We start from the raw sequence: 16,520 nt of genomic DNA on the forward strand, positions 1-16,520 counted from the left end.
CTAGGCCGGCTTTGAGCGTGTCAGCGGCACGGCCGTGAACGGCGAGGCGCCGGCGCCCAGCAGCACGCCGCCCTTGGTCTTGCGCTCGAATGGCAGTTCCACCAGCGGCGGGATCGGGCAGTGATAGGGCTGGCTGTTGGTGCGCTTTTCCCATTCCGCGCGCGCTTCCTTCAGCAGATTTTCGTCCGTCAGCGCGTCGACGGCGGTGGCAGCCATCGCCTTGGCGGCGGCCACCATTGCCTTGTGTGCAGCCGGCTGTTTGCCTTGCGCCACGAGCTGCCAGGAATGGCCCGGCGTGCCTACCGCGAAGCATGGCCCCCAGCATTGCACGGTCGGGGTCAGCCAGCTCACGTCGCCGACATCGGTAGAGCCGTAGAGCTGCCGTGGTGTGCCGTTGAAGGGCAGGATGCTGTCATGCAGTGGCCTGTCGTAGGTGATCGGCTCGCCGACGCTACGCAAGGACGAGAACACGTCTTCCGGCGTCAGCGCATTCTTGCGCATCTCGGTGGCGAAGGCGTGGTCGGCATCGTCGAACTGCACCGGACCGAGCTGTTCGATGTTGCGATGCATAGCCCATTCCAATGCAGTGTTGGGCAATACTTCCGAACAGGCCTTGTCGAAGTCGACAAAAGCCTGGGTTTCGGTCATCAACGCCGCGCCCTCGGCGATCTTCTTCACGCGCTCAAACAACTTGGTGGCTTCCACCACCGACGGGCCGCGCACCAGATACAGCACTTCTGCCTTGGCCTGCACCACGTTGGGCGAGATGCCACCGGTATCGGTGACGGCGTAATGCACGCGCGTATTCGACGGCATGTGTTCGCGCATGTAATTGACGCCGACATTCATCAACTCCACGGCATCCAGGGCGCTGCGGCCCAGATGCGGGGCGGATGCAGCATGGGCGGCACGGCCGGTGAAGCGGAAATAGGCCTGGATATTGGCCAGGGTGTTGACGGACATGACGCCCCAGAAGTTGCCCGGGTGCCAGCAGATCGCGGCGTCCAGATCTTTGAAGAGTCCGCCGCGGGCCATGAATGTCTTGCCCGAGCCGCCTTCTTCCGCCGGGCAGCCGTAATAGCGCACGCGGCCGGGAATCTTGTGCTCGGCCAGATAATCTTTCACCGCGATGGCGGCCAGCGCGGCGCCTGCGCCGAGCAGGTTGTGGCCGCAGCCCTGGCCATTTGCCTGTCCGCTGGCCTTGCGTTCGGTCACACCCGAGACCTGCCCCAGACCTGATAAGGCGTCGTATTCGCCGAGCAAACCAATTAGTGGACCATTTCCACCGCCGGTATCATGGCCTGCCTCTGCCATGAAAGCGGTTGGAATACCGGCGATATCGCGGGTGACGCGGAAGCCTTCCTGTTCCAGCAGGGCGATCTGCGCCGCAACTGCGCCGTGTTCCTGATACCGCAGCTCGGCCAAATCCCAGACAGCATCGCTTAATTTCAGGGCAGCGCCGGCTTTGGCGTCGATCAGACTGTTAATGCGTTGAATATTCTGCATGGCGTTCCGTGTGGCGTGTCAGCATTTGTGCTTTTCAGGGTCGGCGGCTTTCTTCTACTCTAAATCCGTACGGCTCGTAAGAAGCACGACATGCAAACGATTTTCCTGCAAGCGGAACACAGGGGTTCAAGAGATGATACGCAACCTTAGGGGAATGACCGGCCTGATGATCGCCGGTATGGCGGTCGCGGTGCTGGGACTGGCGCAGCCGACCTTGGCGCAGGAGCTGAAGATCGGTCTGAAGACCGAACCCAGCTCACTCGATCCGCAGTATCATGCGCTCACGCCCAATCTGCAGATCGCGTTCCATATCCATGAGTCCTTGGTCATGTCTGATGCGAAGGGTGTGCTCTATGCCGGCCTTGCCACATCGTGGAAGCCCATCGACGATACCACCTGGGAATTCAAGCTGCGCGAAGGCGTGAAGTTTTCTGATGGTTCGCCATTCACCGCCGAGGATGTGGTTTACACCTATCAGCGCGCGGCCAAGGTACCGAACAGCCCGTCGCCCTACACGGTCTACACGCGACAGATCGCCGGTTACGAGATCGTCGATCCGCTGACCCTGCGCATCAAGACCGACGGCCCGGCGCCGGCGCTGCCCATCGACATGTCGCAGCTGCCGATCATGCCGAAGAAACTGGCCAAGGCAGATGTGGCCGAGGGTGTAACCTCTGAGTCGCTGAATCAGGGGCAGGGCCTGGTCGGCACCGGCCCGTTCAAGTTTGTCGAGTGGAAGCGCGGCAACCAGCTGGTACTGGAGCGGAACGAGGCCTACTGGGGCAAAAAGCCGCACTGGAAGACCGTGATCTTCCGGCCAATGTCGAATTCAGCGGCGCGTACGGCGGCGATGCTGGCCGGTGACGTCGATCTGATCGAGGATCCACCCACCGATGATATCGAGAAGCTGAAGAAGGATCCGAAGCTGAGTGTCAGCCAGGCCGTGTCCAACCGCATCATCTACATTCATGTCGATCATGTGGGCGAACCCAGCGTGGGCATCGAGGGCACCAACGGCAAGAATCCACTGAAGGACAAGCGGGTGCGCCAGGCGCTGTCGCTGGCGATTGACCGCGAGGCGATCTCGTCGCGCATCATGGAGGGCCTGGCCATTCCGGCTGGCGACTTCCTGCCATATCCGATGTTCGGCACACGCAAGGATTCCAAGGCCGACAAGTACGACCTGAACAAGGCCAAGGCCCTGCTGGCCGAAGCCGGCTATCCCGACGGTTTTGGTATTTCGCTGGGCACGCCGAACGGCCGCTACATCAATGACATCAAGGTCGCCCAGGCGATCGCAGCGATGTGGACCCGGGCCGGCGTGAAGACCAAGGTGGATTCGGCTGTGCCGCCGATCTTCTTCAAGAACCGCGACGAGCTGAAATACAGCGCCTATATGGCCGGGTGGTCGTCGCAGGAGATGAGCAATGCTCTCCGCTCCCTGGTCGCCACGCCCAACCGCGAAAAGGGCATGGGCACCACCAACAAGGGCCGCTATTCCAACCCGGCGATGGACGCCAAACTGGAGCAGGCCATGGGTACGGTGGATGACGAAAAGCGCAGCGCCCTGCTACAGGAAGCCAGCAAGATGGTGGTCGAGGATTACGGCCTGCTGCCGCTGCATTACGAGCAGTCGGCCTGGGCGATGAAGAAGACCATCGCCTATGCCGGCCGCAACGACCAGATGATCCGCTCCGACTTCGTCACGCCGGCGAAGTAAACGTCGCCTGTCTTTATCGGGACAATAAAAAAAGGCGCCGGGTTTCCCCGGCGCCTTTCCTTTTGGGCCGAAGCCCTAGGTTTACTTGTGGTCGTCGGCGAAGATGTCCTTGTTCCGGTTTTCCGGAACGAACAGCGCGCCGATGATCAGGGTGCCGACCGCGATCACGATCGGGTACCACAGACCGAAGTAGATATCGCCCGTCTCCGCACTCATCGCGAAGGCCGAGGCCGGCAGCAGACCGCCGAACCAGCCGTTACCGATATGGTAGGGCAGCGACATGCCGGTGTAGCGGATACGGGTCGGGAAGAGCTCGACCAGGGCCGCCGCGATCGGGCCGTACACGGCCGTCACAAGGAGAACCAGGAAGGTCAGCACGACGATCAGCTTGATCGGCTGGGCCCGGAAGATGTCGAAGAACCCGGAGGCCTTGACGATTTCCGTGTTGGCCACACCCGGAACCGGGTAGCCGCCAGCGCCGAGCGCATCGTTCACCGCCTTGACGAAGGCTGCCGGGGTGGCGCGCACGGCGTCGCCCGTCAGCTTCGAGGCGTCATACGACTGTACGGTCGTATTGCCGATGCGGATAACCGTGTCGGTCGCGCCGGCCTTGTGCTCGGTGGTGTACTGAACCGAGCTGCGGGCCAACTGCGCCTTAGCGATATCGCAGGGGCTGGTGAACTTCGAGGTACCGGTCGGGTTGAACTGGAACGAGCAGCTGTTGGTGTCGGTGACAACAACAACCTGCGTGTTCTGGTGCGCCCGCGCCAGGGCCGGGTTCGCGGTCTCGGTGATGTACTTGAAGACCGGGAAGTAGGTGATGGCGGCAACCAGGCAGCCACCGAGGATGATCACCTTACGGCCGATGCGATCAGACAGCGAGCCGAAGAAGATGAAGCCCGCGGTGCCGAGGATGAGCGACCAGGCGATGAGCACGTTCGAGGTCAGCAGGTCGACGCGCAGCACGTTCTGGATGAAGAACAGCGCGTAGAACTGGCCGGTGTACCACACCACAGCCTGACCGGCGGTGAGGCCGAGCAGGGCGAGCAGGGCGAACTTGGCGTTCTTCCACTGGCCGAAGGCTTCCGACAGCGGAGCCTTCGAGGTGCGACCCTCTTCCTTCATCTTGGTGAAGGCCGGGCTCTCTTCCATCTGCATGCGGATGTAGACGGAGATGATCAGCAGGATGATCGAGAGCAGGAACGGCACGCGCCAGCCCCACTCGGCGAACTCCTTTTCACCCAGGTAGGTTCGGGTGGCCAGAATGACGATCAGCGACATCAGCAGGCCGAGCGTGGCCGTGGTCTGAATCCAGCTGGTGAAGTAGCCGCGACGATCCTGCGGGGCGTGTTCCGCCACGTAAACGACCGCGCCGCCGTATTCACCGCCGAGCGCCAGACCCTGCAGCATGCGCAGCGCGATCAGGATGATCGGAGCGGCCCAGCCGATGGTGTTGTAGCCCGGGAGCAGACCGACCAGGAAGGTCGAGGTGCCCATGATCAGGATGGTCATGAGGAAGGTGTACTTGCGGCCGACGAGATCGCCGAGGCGGCCGAACACCAGCGCGCCGAATGGACGCACCAGGAAGCCGGCGGCGAAGGCGAGCAGCGCGAAGACGTTGCGGGTCGCTTCCGGGAATGCCGAGAAGAACTGCGCGCCGATGACGGCGGCGAGCGAACCGTACAGATAGAAATCGTACCATTCGAAGATGGTGCCGGCGGAGGAGGCGAGAATGACTCGCTTCTCATCCTTGGTCATTGGGCGGCGTCGAGACCCCGCCGCTGCGATATTGGCGCTCATGAAGCGTTTCCTTCCCTTGTGAACGGTCGCGATTTCTCGGCGCGATCCGATGGGAGGAATCATAAATTATTGTGGTTAAGGAAGGGGATAGACGAAGGTCAAAATTTCCCCCCGACCTTAGTCGAAGGTGCGGTGCAGCATTGCGGTGGTGAGGGCAACGGGAAAACCCGCTGTGATTGGGTCCGGTGCGCCTCAGTCGGCAGCATCGATCTTGGCTGCCTTGGTCCTTTCGTCGTCCTGCAGCACGCGCCACAGGATCTTACCGGTCGCCGATTTCGGCAGGGCTTCGGCAAATTCCACCACGCGTGGCACCTTGTAGGCGGCCATGCGTTCGCGGCACCAGCCCTGCACGGCATCGGGAGTCAGGTCGCCCTGGCCCGCAGCAGAGGCATCCTTGGGCACAATCACCGCCTTCACGGTCTCGCCGCGGCGCGGATCGCCAGTGGCGATGATGCAGACCTCGCGGATGCCGGGATGGGCATACATCATGGCCTCGATCTCGGTGGGCCAGACCTTGTAGCCGGACGCATTGATCATGCGCTTCAGGCGGTCGACCAGGAAGAAGAAGCCCTGTTCGTCGTAGTAGCCGAGATCGCCTGAGCGGAAGAAGCGCTTGCCATCGCGCTCGAAGAAGACCTGCGCAGTCTCCTCGGGCCGGTTCCAGTAGCCGAGGAAGATCTGCGGTCCGGCCATGACGATCTCGCCGGTCTCGTTAGGGCCAAGCTCCTCCAGCGTATCTGGATTAATCACGCGCGAGTCGACATCGAACACCGGAATGCCCAGGCATTGCGGCTTGGGATGATCGACCGGATTGATATGCGTGGCAGCGATGGTTTCCGACAGACCATAGCCTTCGATGTAGTCCAGGCCAGTCAGTTCCTTCAGCCTGGCCGCGATGGCCTTGGGCATGGCCGCGCCCCCGCCGCCGATGCCGAGCAATGAAGACAGGTCCCAGTGCGCTGCGTCGGGATCGGAGAGGAAATCGATGCACATGGTGGTGATATTGCGCCAGTGAGTCACACGGTGACGCTTGATCAGATCGGCGGCCACCTTGCGGTCCCAGCGCGTCATCATCACCAGCGTCGCGCCGTTGAAAATCGGGGCATTCATCGAGTTCTGCATGCCAGTGACATGGAACAGCGGCAGGGTCACCAGCTGCACGGATTCCGGCGTGGCGGGGTTCCACACGATCGAACCGAACAGCGTCGCCGTCACGCCGCGGATGCTGTGCAGGCAGCCCTTCGGCGCGCCGGTGGTGCCCGAAGAATAGGGCAGCACGCACCAGTCGTCATGGCTGGCGCTGTGCGGTGAGGCGCTCAGGTTCTGCTGCAGCACCGTCTCCCACGGCGTACCGCGGTCGAGGCCCTGGCGTGGCGCGGCCACCACATCGGGCAGCGGCAGGTCGGTCGGCGCGGTAACATAGTCGCTGTAGGCGGCGACCACGGCATGCTGCAGGTCGTGGCCCAGCAGCTCCTGTGCAAACGGGAAGACTTCCTGGCCGCAGATCACGGTGCTGGCACCGGTGTCGCGCGCGATATGGCGCAGTTCTTCCGCCTTGCTCATCGGATTGACCGGCACGACCACGGCGGTCAGTCGCAGGATGGCGTAATAGGCGATGACGTATTGCGGGCTGTTCTGCATGTAGAGCAGCACGCGGTCGGTGCGCTTCACGCCGCAACGCTGTTCCAGCCAGCCGGCCAGCCGGTCGACCTGGTCCTTCAGCTGCGCATAGTTGAGGCTGGAGCCGTAATAGAGGATGGCAGGTTTGTCCGGATACCGCCGAGCGGAGGTCTCCAGATTTTCGTACAGGCTGGTCGCCGGCAGGGTCAGGTGCTTGGGCACGCCCTTGGGCCAGACGGCGTAATGCCGGTCGAACATGGGTTTCCTCCGTTTATGGAGGCCATGCTCCGGCCTTTCGGCTCCGGATTCAATTGTGACCTTACGGAAGCTGGTTGACGCTGCCGTGAAGCAGGAGGATAATATTTGCAAATGCAAATAAATCCGTGTCGGGAGGATTCGGAGATGAATTTTGCCCCTGCTGCGCCCCTGGCAGGTCTGCCTCGCTGGTCAGATGAAGGCTCCAGCCGCATTCCCTTCTGGGCCTATACCGATCCCACTGTATATCGCCGCGAGCTCGAGCGGTTTTTCCATGGCAACGGTCACTGGTGCTATGTGGCGCTGGAGGCCGAGCTGCCCAAGCCCGGCGACTACAAGCTGTCGCATGTGGGCGAGCGCTCGGTCATCGTCGTGCGCGATCGCGATGGCAGTCTGAATGTCGTGGAGAACCGCTGCGCCCATCGTGGCGTGCGTTTCTGCCAGAAGCCGCGCGGCAATGCGCGCAGCTTCGTCTGCCCCTATCACCAGTGGACCTACAAGCTGAACGGCGACCTCGCCGGGCTGCCGTTCCGCCAGGGCGTGAAGAAAGACAATGGCGAAGTACAGGGCGGCATGCCGGCCGACTTCGACCTCAAGCAGCATGGCCTGAGCAAGTTGAAAGTCGCGACCTATAATGGCCTGGTCTTCGCCACCTTCGACCAGGATCCGCCGGCGCTGGAGGATTACTTCGGGCCGGATGTGATGCCCTGGCTGAACCGCATCTTCGACGGCCGCAAGCTCACTATTTTGGGCACCAGCCGCCAGCGCATTCCGGGCAACTGGAAGCTGATGATGGAAAACATCAAGGACCCGTATCATCCGGGCCTGCTGCACACCTGGTTCGTCACCTTCGGCCTGTGGCGCGCCGACCAGCAGTCGCGCATGGTGATGGACGCCGAAGGCCGCCATGCGGTGATGATTTCCCAGCGTAATGCCGGCGGCGAGGCGAAAGCCGTCACCGAGGGCGTTACCAGTTTCAAAAGGGACATGGCGCTGAACGATACGCGCCTGCTCGACGTGGTGCCCGAGCCCTGGTGGAAGGGGCCGACGGTCACCATGATCACGCTGTTCCCCAGCGTGATCATCCAGCAGCAGGTCAATTCGCTGTCCACCCGTCATATCGTGCCGTCCGGTCCCGATGCCTTCGATTTCATCTGGACGCATTTCGGCTTCGAGGACGACACGGAAGAGATGACGCAGCGGCGCCTGCGTCAGGCCAATCTTTTCGGTCCGGCCGGATTTGTCTCGGCCGACGATGGCGAGGTGATCGAATTCTCCCAGGACGGCTTCCGTCAGAAGGGCGCGGAGGGCAATACCATCTGCGAGCTCGGCGGTCGCGATGTGGCGCCGACCCAGCATATGGTCACCGAGACGCTGATCCGCGGCATGTACGGCTACTGGCGCAAGGTGATGGAGCTCTGACCATGCGTCCCAATCCGATTGGCCTCGGCATCCTCGAGGCGCAGTACCGCGTCGACCAGTTCAATGCCGCTTATGGCGACATGCTGGATCGCGGTGATTACGACGCCTGGGTGAACCAGTTCACCGAGGACTGCTATTACCGCATCGTGCCGCGCGAAAATTACGATGCCGGCCTGCCGCTCAGCATCATGGCGCTGGAAAGTCAGGGCATGCTGCGCGACCGCGCCTATGGCATCACCAACACGCTGTTTCATGCGCCTTATTACCAGCGCCATGTGATCGGCGTGGCGCAAATTCTCAGCGACGATGGCGTCAGCATCAGGGCGACCGCCAACTATTCGGTCTTCCGTACCAAGCCGGGATCGATATCCGAGGTCTACAATGTCGGACGATATATCGACCAGCTGCTGCGCACCGATGACGGGCTGAAGCTGAAGGAGCGCATCTGCGTCTTTGACAGCGAGCTGATCCTCAACTCGCTGATCTATCCGATCTAGACGACGCGGTCTTTCAGATTCTCGGCGGCCTGCAGCAGTGCCGTCAGGAACGTGTCACGCATCTGCTTAGGTGTGGCGCTCTCGATGCGGATGCCGATATTCAGCGCCGCCACTACACGGCCATCGAAACGCCGCACCGGCACCGCCAGCGAGCGAAAACCCAGCTCGGCCTCCTGGTCTGACAGCGCATAGCCATCTTTTGCGGTCTTTGTGATCAGCAGTGCCAGCTCTTTTGGATCGGTCACGGTCTTCGGTGTCAGTGCCTGCACGCCCAGGCCTTTCATGTCGATATCCGCGCGCGCGCCGAGCAGCACGCGGCCCAAGGCCGAGCAGAAAGCGGGCACGCGGAAGCCTGGACCGGGTGCGGAAGAGAGGAAGCGCGACGGTGAGGCATGGGCCACCATCACGGCATGGGCGCCATCCAGCACGGCGGCCGAGCAGGCCTCGTCCAGGTCGCGGCAGAGCGCATCGCAGGCAGCTTGAAGCGCTGCCGCATTTCCCGTGGAGCCAAGATAGGCGCCGGCCAGCCGCAGCACCTGCGGCGTCAGGCGGAAGAGTTTGCCATCGGTTTCGAGATAGCCGAGTTCACTGAGCGTATAGAGCGCCCGGCGCACGGTGGCGCGCGGCAGGTCGACGCGTTTGGCCGCGTCACTTAGCGACATCTGCGGGTTTCTGCCATCAAACGCCGTCAGCACGCTCATGCCACGCGCCAGTGCTTCCAGGAAATCCGGGCTGCGGCCGCTTTGCTGACGTTTTTCGGCATCGATGGCGCGCAGGCGGGTCATGGTTTTCTCGTTGCCGTGATCGACGGACAGGTTTAAAATCGCACATATGTTCGCTAGTCGGACATTGTCGGGCCTGTGGGAAGGTCCGTCAAGGCGGATTTGAGGGAGTCCCTGCCATGACCACGCATGAACAGAATATGCGCATGACCCGCGTCGGCGCCGATCAGCCGGCTGGCAAGCTGCTGCGCCGCTACTGGCAGCCGGTGGCGCTGGTGGAGGAGTTGGAAGACATCCGCCCGGTGAAGCCGGTGAAGCTGCTGGGCCAGGACTTCGTGCTGTTCCGCGATGAGCAGGGCCGCTATGGCCTGCTGGATCGTGACTGCCCCCATCGCGGCGCCGATCTCGCCTTCGGCCGGCCGGAAGACGGCGGCCTGCGCTGCCCCTTCCATGGCTGGCTGTTCGATGTCACCGGCCAGTGCCTGCAGACGCCGGCCGAGCCGGCGACCAGCAAGCTCTGTCAGCGCATCAAGCAGAAGAGCTATCCGGTGGTGCTGCGCAGCGGCATCCTGTTTGCCTATCTGGGCGAGGGCGAAGCGCCGGCCTTCCCCGATCTCGACTGCTTCGTCGCACCTGATAGCCATGTCTTTGCCTTCAAGGGCCATATCGCCTGCAACTGGCTGCAGGCGCTGGAGGTCGGTATTGATCCGGCTCATGCCTCCTTCCTGCATCGCTTCTTCGAGGACGAAGACCCGAATGCCAATTACGGCCGGCAATTCCGCGCCAATTCGGCCGATTCCGACATGCCGATGACCAAGGTGCTGCGCGAGTTCGAATGCCCGCAGATCGAGGTGGAGCGTACGGATTACGGTATGCGGCTGACAGCGTTGCGTCAGATCAGCGACCAGAGCACGCATGTGCGCGTCACCAATCTGCTGTTCCCGCAGGCCTTCGTGATTCCGCTCTCGGCCGAGATGACCATTACCCAATGGCATATCCCGATCGATGACGTGAACTGCTACTGGTATGCCATCTTCACCAGCTTCACCACGCCGGTGGACAAGCAGCAGATGCGCGCTCAGCGGCTGGAGCTCTATACGTTGCCCGACTATATTCCGCGCAAGAACAAGGCCAACAATTACGGCTTCGATGCGCTGGAGCAGAAGACCCAGACCTATACCGGCATGGGCAGCGACATCAATGTGCATGACCAGTGGGCGATCGAGGGCCAGGGCCCGATCCAGAACCGTACGCGCGAGCATCTGGGCAGCACCGACAAGGCAATCATCAACTACCGTTCCATGCTGATGAAGGCGATCGATCAGGCCGAAAGCGGCAACGAACCGCCGCTGATGGTGCTGGATGCCGCCGCGGCCAAGGCCATTCGTGGCCCGATCACCATCGATGGCATTGCCCCCACCGCCACGTGGCAGGCATACTGGCGCGAGGCCGATGCGCGCAAACGTCAGGCCGCCCCGTGGCAGGCGCCTGCGCCTCTCGCCGCGGAATAAGGCTGGCATTCTCGGGGGATTTTCAGTGGAGCGTTTTGTCGACCAGCACGGCCTGTGGACGCCGGAGCAGCAGATGGCGGCCAAGGCCGTCGAGAAGGAAGTCGCGGATCGGGGCCTGAGCGTCATCCGTTTCTCGTTTGCCGATCAGCACGGCATCCTGCGCGGCAAGACCGTGGTGACCGAAGAACTCAGCAGCGCCATGCGCAACGGCGTCGGCTTCACCACCACCCTGCTGGCGAAGGACACCTCGCATCGCACGGTGTTTCCGGTCTTCACCAAGGGCGGCGGCTTCGGCATCCCGGAGATGCAGGGCGCGGCCGATGTGCTGATGGTCGCCGATCCCACTACATTCAAGGTGCTGCCTTGGGCGCCGCAGACCGGTTGGCTGCTCTGCGATCTCTACTTTGCCGATGGCCGCCCGGTGCCCTTCTCGACGCGCCAGCTCTATCGCAATGCGCTGAAGCAGGTGAACGACGCGGGCTACGATTATGTCGCCGGCCTCGAAGTCGAGTTCCATGTCTTCAAGCTCGAGAATCCGAACCTGCGGCCGGAAGATGCCGGCCAGCCGGGTACGCCGCCGAGCGTCAGCCTGCTCACGCAGGGCTACCAGTACCTGACCGAGCAGCGCTACGACCAGTATGACGAGATCTACGAAATCCTGCGCAAGGATATCCAGGCGCTCGGCCTGCCGTTGCGCTCGATGGAGGTGGAGTTTGGTCCCAGCCAGTGCGAGTTCACCTTCCGGCCCGGTGCCAATATGGAATCGGCCGACACGATGGTGCTGTTCCGCTCGGCCGCCAAGCAGATCGCGCGCCGACATGGTCATCACGTCACCTTCATGTGCCGGCCCAAGCTGCCGAACATCTTCTCGTCGGGTTGGCATCTGCATCAGTCGCTGAATGACCGCAAGACCGGGAAGAACGCCTTCATCCCGACGCAGGATGGCGAGCCGCTGTCGGCCTTGGGGCAGCGCTTCCTCGCCGGCCTGCTGGAGCAGGCGCCGGCCTCGGCCGCCTTCGCCGCGCCCACCATCAATGCCTATCGCCGTTATCGTCCGTATTCGCTGGCGCCCGACCGCGCCATCTGGGGTAGGGACAATCGCGGCGTGATGTGCCGGGTGCTGGGCGCCAAGGGCGACCCGGCCAGCCGGATCGAGAACCGGCTGGGCGAACCGGCCGCCAATCCCTATCTCTATCTCGGCTCGCAGTTGCTGGCTGGCCTGGACGGCATGCAGCGCAGCCTCACCCCGCCGGCCTCGGCGGACGCGCCTTACGAGACGGCGGCGCCGCCGTTGCCGCGTTCGCTGGAGGCGGCTTTGGCCGCGCTGAAAGCCAATGCCTGCTATCGCGCCGGTTTCGGCGATACCTTCATTGACTATTTCATCCATATCAAGGAAGCAGAGATCGCCCGCTACCAGCTCGAAGTGAGCGAGTGGGAGCACCGCGAATATTTCGAGTTGTTCTGATGACCATGCTCAGCCTGTTTCCGACCCGCGTCGATATCGCCCCGCTGAAGAAGAAGGGCCTTGAGGCCTTCAACCGCGACCTGATCGATGTCTGCGACTCCCTGCGCATGGCGGACAAGACCGGCCAGCGCTGGAGCGCCAAGCATTATCCCGGCGGCTATACCTCCTACGGCAGCCACGACCAGATGCATCGCATCTCGTCCACCTTTGCAGCGTTGGAAAAGGCGCTCGATCCGCAGGTGAAGGCCTATGCCATCGCGCTGGGCTACGACCTGCGCGGCCGCAGGCTGCAGATGACCGATTGCTGGGTCAACATGATGGCTGGCGCGGTGACGCATGGCCTGCATCTGCATCCGCTCAGCTTCATCAGCGGCACCTACTATGTGCAGGTGCCGCGGGGCGCGGCGGCGATCAAGTTCGAGGATCCGCGGCTCGACCGCTTCATGGCCGCGCCGCCGCGCCGCGCTGACCTGCGGCCGCGCGAGCAGCTCCATGTCAGCGTGAAGCCGAAAGCCGGCCAGGTGGTGCTGTTCGAAAGCTGGCTGCGCCATGAGGTGCCGGCCAGTTTCACGGTGCAGGAACGTATTTCGATCAGCTTCAATTACGCTTGGTCCGCCCGCAGCTGAGTGACCGGCCTGAATGACAGGGGCTGTGAATGATAGGGCTTGATTGGTTCGGGCTTGATTTAGGCTGCCACTGCGTCATCCTGATCGGGCATCGCAACCAGCCTGAAGAAGCCCCCCATGTCAGCCCTGTTCGAACCGCTGCAGCTCCGCTCTGTGACGCTGCCCAATCGCATCGTGCTTTCGCCGATGTGCCAGTACAGCGCCATCGACGGCATGCCGAACACCTGGCATCGCATCCATCTTGGCCGTTATGCCACTGCAGGTCTGGGCCTCTTAATCGCAGAAGCGACCCATGTGAATGCGCAGGCGCGCATCACCCCGGGCTGCCTCGGGCTATACAACGCCGTGCAGGAAGCCGCCTTCGCCGAAATCACGGCCGACCTGAAGCAGTTTGGCCCGGCCCCGGTGGGCATCCAGCTTGCTCATGCCGGCCGCAAGGCCTCGGCCGATCTGCCCTGGCGTGGCGGCCATTCCCTGCAGGGTCCGCTGGCCTGGCCGACGGTGGCCCCGAGCGCGCTGCCGCATGACACCGGCTGGCATGTGCCCGGCGAACTGGATGAAGAGGGCCTGGACGCGATCAAGCGTGATTTCGTCGCGGCGGCCCAGCGCGCCGACCGCGCCGGCATCGATCTGATTGAGATGCATGGCGCGCATGGCTACTTGTTCCACGAGTTTGTCTCGCCGATCTCCAATAAGCGCAAGGATGCCTATGGCGGCAGCTTGGAAAACCGCATGCGCTTTCCGCTGGAAGTTTTCGAGGCCGTGCGGGCGGCCTGGCCGGCGCATAAGCCGCTGGGTATGCGCATCACCGGCAGCGACTGGATGGGCAGCGAAGGCCTTGAGATTGCCGATGCCATCGCCATGGCCGCGCGGCTGAAAGAACTCGGCGCCGATTTCGTCGATGTCAGCTCCGGTGGCGTCTCGATGCAGCAGAAGATCAAGACCGGCCCGGGCTATCAGGTGCATTTCGCCGAGGCCGTGAAGAAGGCGACTGGTCTTGTCACCATGGCGGTCGGCCTGATCACCGAGGCCGAACAGGCCGAAGCCATCGTGAAGGACGGCAAGGCCGATCTGGTGGCGATGGCGCGCGGGCTGCTGAACGATCCCTACTGGGCTTGGCACGCCGCCGATGTGCTGGGCGGCGAGGTACATGTCGCCCCGCAGTATCTGCGCGGCCGGGTGCGCGGCGCCGATACCCCGCGCGAGGTCAAGCTGACGGCCAGTCGCTGAATTCGGCGCTGACGTAACGGCGGCCACAACAATCTTGTATCGCAGCAATCGCCCGCTGGACGGCGGACGATCTTCGGCCTATCCATGATTCCGATGCACCGGATGGTCCGGTGCGTCAACGTTCTCAGGGCGGGGTGAAAGTCCCCACCGGCGGTATGCGTCCTTCGGGATGCGAGCCCGCGAGCGCCTCCCGGCTTTCATATGGCCGGAAGGGTCCAGCAGATTCGGTGCAAGGCCGAAGCCGACGGTTACAGTCCGGATGAAAGAGAGCGGTCCACGGAACGCGCCTGGCGCGTGCAGCTTATGCTGTGCGTAGGGCGTGTGCCCGTTGCCGTGCGCCCTGATTCAGGCAAGGCAATGAAAGGACGCCATGATGAATCAGAGCCCAGAACAGACTATCAGCGACATCCGTCTCGACAGCATCGGCCGGGAGGCAAGGCGCATCGCCTTTATCCAGGCCTGCTGGCATCGCGATATCGTCGACCAGGCCTGGGAGGCCTTCCTCCCCGAAATGGCGAAGGCGGGATTGCGCCAGGGCAGCATCGACCGCTTCGAACTGCCCGGCGTGTTCGAGATCCCGCTGCAGGCCAAGCTGCTGGCCAAGACCGGCCGCTATCATGCCATCGTCGCCGCTGGCTTCGTCGTCAATGGCGGCATCTACCGCCATGACTTCGTGTCATCGGCGGTGATCGACGGGTTGATGCAGGTACAGCTTGAGACTGAAGTGCCGGTGCTCTCCTGCGTGCTGACGCCCCATCACTTCCATGAGCATGACGAGCATCGCCAGTTCTTCGCCGAGCATTTCAGGGTGAAGGGCCGCGAGGTGGCCATGGCCTGCGCCACGACCTTGCGCACCATGGCGGCGTTGCAGAAGGCGGCTTGATGTGGAAAGCCCCGCTGTAAGGCGGGGCTTTTTCAGGCGCGCTTCACAAAGTCGGCCAGCCGTTCGACCGCGCCATCCAGCTTGTCGTAGGTCTTGGCGAAGCAGAAGCGCACCACGCTGCGCACATGGTCGGCGGCGTAGAAGGCGCTGACTGGAATCGCCGCGACCTTGGCTTCCTCCACCATGCGCAGGCAGAAGGTGGCATCGTCCAGATCGTTCGAAACGGTCGAGAGATCGACATTGAGGAAATAGGTCGCCTTGCTGGGCAGCACGTTGAGTCCCAACTGCGTCAGACCGGCGGTGAAGCGGTCACGCGCCGCCGCCAGGTCGCGCCGCATGCCGAGGAAATAGTCGTCGTCCTTGGCCAGGCCGTAGGCGACGGCGGCCTGCAGGTTCGGCGGCGTGGTGAAGGTGATGTACTGATGCGCCTTGGCCAGCACCTTCATGATCGCCGGCGCGGCGCAGACAAAGCCGACCTTCCAGCCGGTCAGCGAGAAGATCTTGCCCGCCGAGCCGATCTTGACGCAGCGTTCGCGCAAATCCGGCAGGCCGATCAGCGGCTGGTGCTGCAGGCCGTCGAACAGCACATGCTCCCAGACCTCGTCGCAGATCGCGATGGCGTTGAACTTCACCAGATAGCGGCCGAGCAGTTCCAGGTCTTCGCGCGGGAAGACGGTGGCTGTCGGATTGAGCGGGTTGTTGAAGATCACCACCTTGGTCTTGGGCGAAAACGCCGCCTTGAGCGAGGCCTCGTCCAGGCGCCAGTGCGGCGGGCGCAGGGTGACGAATTTCGGCACGCCGCCGGCCCGCTGCACCAGCGGCAGATAGGCATCATACAGCGGCTGGAACAGCACGACCTCGTCGCCCGGCTCGATCAGCGCCATCAGTGCGCCGGCCAGTGCTTCAGTCGCGCCCGACGTGATCATCACCTCGCTCTGCCAGTCGAGATCGAGATTGTGAAAGCGCTTGTAATGCGTGGCGACGGCCTGGCGCAGTTCGGGCAGACCCATCATCGGCGGATACTGGTTCCAGCCGGTCATCACCGCATCGGCGGCCTTCTGGCGCACATCCTCGGGGCCCGGATCGTCGGGGAAGCCCTGGCCGAGATTGATCGCGCTGTGCTGCATGGCCAGTCGCGACATGGTCTCGAAGATGGTGGTGGGTGCTTCGGCAAAGATCGGATTCATGACGAATAGTCCAGAAAAGTGAGGTAAAACACGCGGAAAATGCGGATTATCGCTTAGCACGCCAGCGCGGGTCGCA

13 protein-coding genes and 1 riboswitch are annotated in these 16,520 nt (G+C 62.9%); of the genes, 8 read left to right on the plus strand and 5 right to left on the minus strand.

Annotated features, from left to right (window positions below; all coding sequences use genetic code 11):
* Positions 1-1,506 carry a M20 family metallopeptidase gene (locus tag AC1RRT_RS11395; RefSeq protein ID WP_493013914.1) on the minus strand — a complete coding sequence of 502 codons (1,506 nt, stop codon included), beginning with the start codon at positions 1,504-1,506 and terminating at the stop codon, positions 1-3.
* Between the two features lie 133 nt (positions 1,507-1,639).
* Here AC1RRT_RS11395 and AC1RRT_RS11400 point away from each other — a divergent pair, with 133 nt between their 5' ends.
* Positions 1,640-3,226, plus strand: a complete 1,587-nt coding sequence (locus tag AC1RRT_RS11400) for an ABC transporter substrate-binding protein (protein ID WP_493013915.1) — start codon at positions 1,640-1,642, stop codon at positions 3,224-3,226.
* An 81-nt stretch (positions 3,227-3,307) separates the two neighbouring features.
* On the opposite strand, the gene AC1RRT_RS11405 is transcribed toward AC1RRT_RS11400, so the two are convergent.
* The gene (locus tag AC1RRT_RS11405) at positions 3,308-5,026 is read right to left on the minus strand and encodes an MFS transporter (protein WP_493013916.1); all 1,719 of its coding nucleotides are present in this window, start codon (positions 5,024-5,026) and stop codon (positions 3,308-3,310) included.
* 192 nt (positions 5,027-5,218) lie between these two features.
* Complete coding sequence (locus tag AC1RRT_RS11410; protein WP_493013917.1) at positions 5,219-6,904, minus strand: long-chain fatty acid--CoA ligase; 1,686 nt, start codon at positions 6,902-6,904, stop codon at positions 5,219-5,221.
* Positions 6,905-7,048: 144 nt separating this feature from the next.
* Between AC1RRT_RS11410 and AC1RRT_RS11415 the strand changes: the two genes are divergently transcribed.
* Positions 7,049-8,323, plus strand: coding sequence for an aromatic ring-hydroxylating dioxygenase subunit alpha (locus tag AC1RRT_RS11415; protein WP_493013918.1), 1,275 nt, complete (start codon positions 7,049-7,051; stop codon positions 8,321-8,323).
* A gap of 2 nt (positions 8,324-8,325) precedes the next feature.
* Positions 8,326-8,820 carry an aromatic-ring-hydroxylating dioxygenase subunit beta gene (locus AC1RRT_RS11420; RefSeq protein WP_493013919.1) on the plus strand — a complete coding sequence of 165 codons (495 nt, stop codon included), beginning with the start codon at positions 8,326-8,328 and terminating at the stop codon, positions 8,818-8,820.
* Here AC1RRT_RS11420 and AC1RRT_RS11425 read toward each other — a convergent pair.
* Positions 8,817-9,605 (minus strand): IclR family transcriptional regulator domain-containing protein, encoded by a 789-nt coding sequence (locus AC1RRT_RS11425; protein ID WP_493013920.1) that lies wholly within the window; start codon positions 9,603-9,605, stop codon positions 8,817-8,819. The two genes, AC1RRT_RS11420 and AC1RRT_RS11425, sit on opposite strands and share 4 nt — an antisense overlap.
* Before the next feature lie 116 nt (positions 9,606-9,721).
* On the opposite strand from AC1RRT_RS11425, the gene AC1RRT_RS11430 reads away from it, so the two are divergent.
* The 5 genes from AC1RRT_RS11430 to AC1RRT_RS11450 all read left to right on the plus strand — a co-directional run bounded on the left by AC1RRT_RS11430 (position 9,722) and on the right by AC1RRT_RS11450 (position 15,257).
* Entirely contained in the window at positions 9,722-11,053 is a 1,332-nt protein-coding gene (locus AC1RRT_RS11430; protein WP_493013921.1) for a Rieske 2Fe-2S domain-containing protein, read from the plus strand.
* 25 nt (positions 11,054-11,078) lie between these two features.
* Entirely contained in the window at positions 11,079-12,518 is a 1,440-nt protein-coding gene (locus tag AC1RRT_RS11435; protein ID WP_493013922.1) for a glutamine synthetase family protein, read from the plus strand.
* Entirely contained in the window at positions 12,518-13,144 is a 627-nt protein-coding gene (locus tag AC1RRT_RS11440; protein WP_493013923.1) for a TIGR02466 family protein, read from the plus strand. Before AC1RRT_RS11435 ends, AC1RRT_RS11440 begins: the two co-directional genes overlap by 1 nt.
* A gap of 117 nt (positions 13,145-13,261) precedes the next feature.
* Positions 13,262-14,374, plus strand: coding sequence for an NADH:flavin oxidoreductase/NADH oxidase (locus AC1RRT_RS11445; protein ID WP_493013924.1), 1,113 nt, complete (start codon positions 13,262-13,264; stop codon positions 14,372-14,374).
* A gap of 116 nt (positions 14,375-14,490) precedes the next feature.
* A riboswitch (FMN riboswitch) is annotated at positions 14,491-14,649 on the plus strand.
* A gap of 95 nt (positions 14,650-14,744) precedes the next feature.
* Positions 14,745-15,257 (plus strand): 6,7-dimethyl-8-ribityllumazine synthase, encoded by a 513-nt coding sequence (locus tag AC1RRT_RS11450; protein WP_493013925.1) that lies wholly within the window; start codon positions 14,745-14,747, stop codon positions 15,255-15,257.
* Between the two features lie 32 nt (positions 15,258-15,289).
* Here the strand turns inward: AC1RRT_RS11450 and AC1RRT_RS11455 are convergent, their stop codons facing one another.
* Positions 15,290-16,444 carry an aminotransferase gene (locus AC1RRT_RS11455; RefSeq protein WP_493013926.1) on the minus strand — a complete coding sequence of 385 codons (1,155 nt, stop codon included), beginning with the start codon at positions 16,442-16,444 and terminating at the stop codon, positions 15,290-15,292.
* Positions 16,445-16,520: the final 76 nt, after the last annotated feature.

The organism is Ferrovibrio sp. GW821-FHT12B10, assembly GCF_058807515.1.

Coding starts and splice junctions, on each gene's coding strand:
- AC1RRT_RS11430 (WP_493013921.1), top strand. CDS start 9,722: ATGACCACGCATGAACAGAATATGCGCATGACCCGCGTCGGCGCCGAT.
- AC1RRT_RS11455 (WP_493013926.1), bottom strand. CDS start 16,444: ATGAATCCGATCTTTGCCGAAGCACCCACCACCATCTTCGAGACCATG.
- AC1RRT_RS11440 (WP_493013923.1), top strand. CDS start 12,518: ATGACCATGCTCAGCCTGTTTCCGACCCGCGTCGATATCGCCCCGCTG.
- AC1RRT_RS11420 (WP_493013919.1), top strand. CDS start 8,326: ATGCGTCCCAATCCGATTGGCCTCGGCATCCTCGAGGCGCAGTACCGC.
- AC1RRT_RS11410 (WP_493013917.1), bottom strand. CDS start 6,904: ATGTTCGACCGGCATTACGCCGTCTGGCCCAAGGGCGTGCCCAAGCAC.
- AC1RRT_RS11400 (WP_493013915.1), top strand. CDS start 1,640: ATGATACGCAACCTTAGGGGAATGACCGGCCTGATGATCGCCGGTATG.
- AC1RRT_RS11395 (WP_493013914.1), bottom strand. CDS start 1,506: ATGCAGAATATTCAACGCATTAACAGTCTGATCGACGCCAAAGCCGGC.
- AC1RRT_RS11450 (WP_493013925.1), top strand. CDS start 14,745: ATGATGAATCAGAGCCCAGAACAGACTATCAGCGACATCCGTCTCGAC.
- AC1RRT_RS11415 (WP_493013918.1), top strand. CDS start 7,049: ATGAATTTTGCCCCTGCTGCGCCCCTGGCAGGTCTGCCTCGCTGGTCA.
- AC1RRT_RS11405 (WP_493013916.1), bottom strand. CDS start 5,026: ATGAGCGCCAATATCGCAGCGGCGGGGTCTCGACGCCGCCCAATGACC.
- AC1RRT_RS11445 (WP_493013924.1), top strand. CDS start 13,262: ATGTCAGCCCTGTTCGAACCGCTGCAGCTCCGCTCTGTGACGCTGCCC.
- AC1RRT_RS11425 (WP_493013920.1), bottom strand. CDS start 9,605: ATGACCCGCCTGCGCGCCATCGATGCCGAAAAACGTCAGCAAAGCGGC.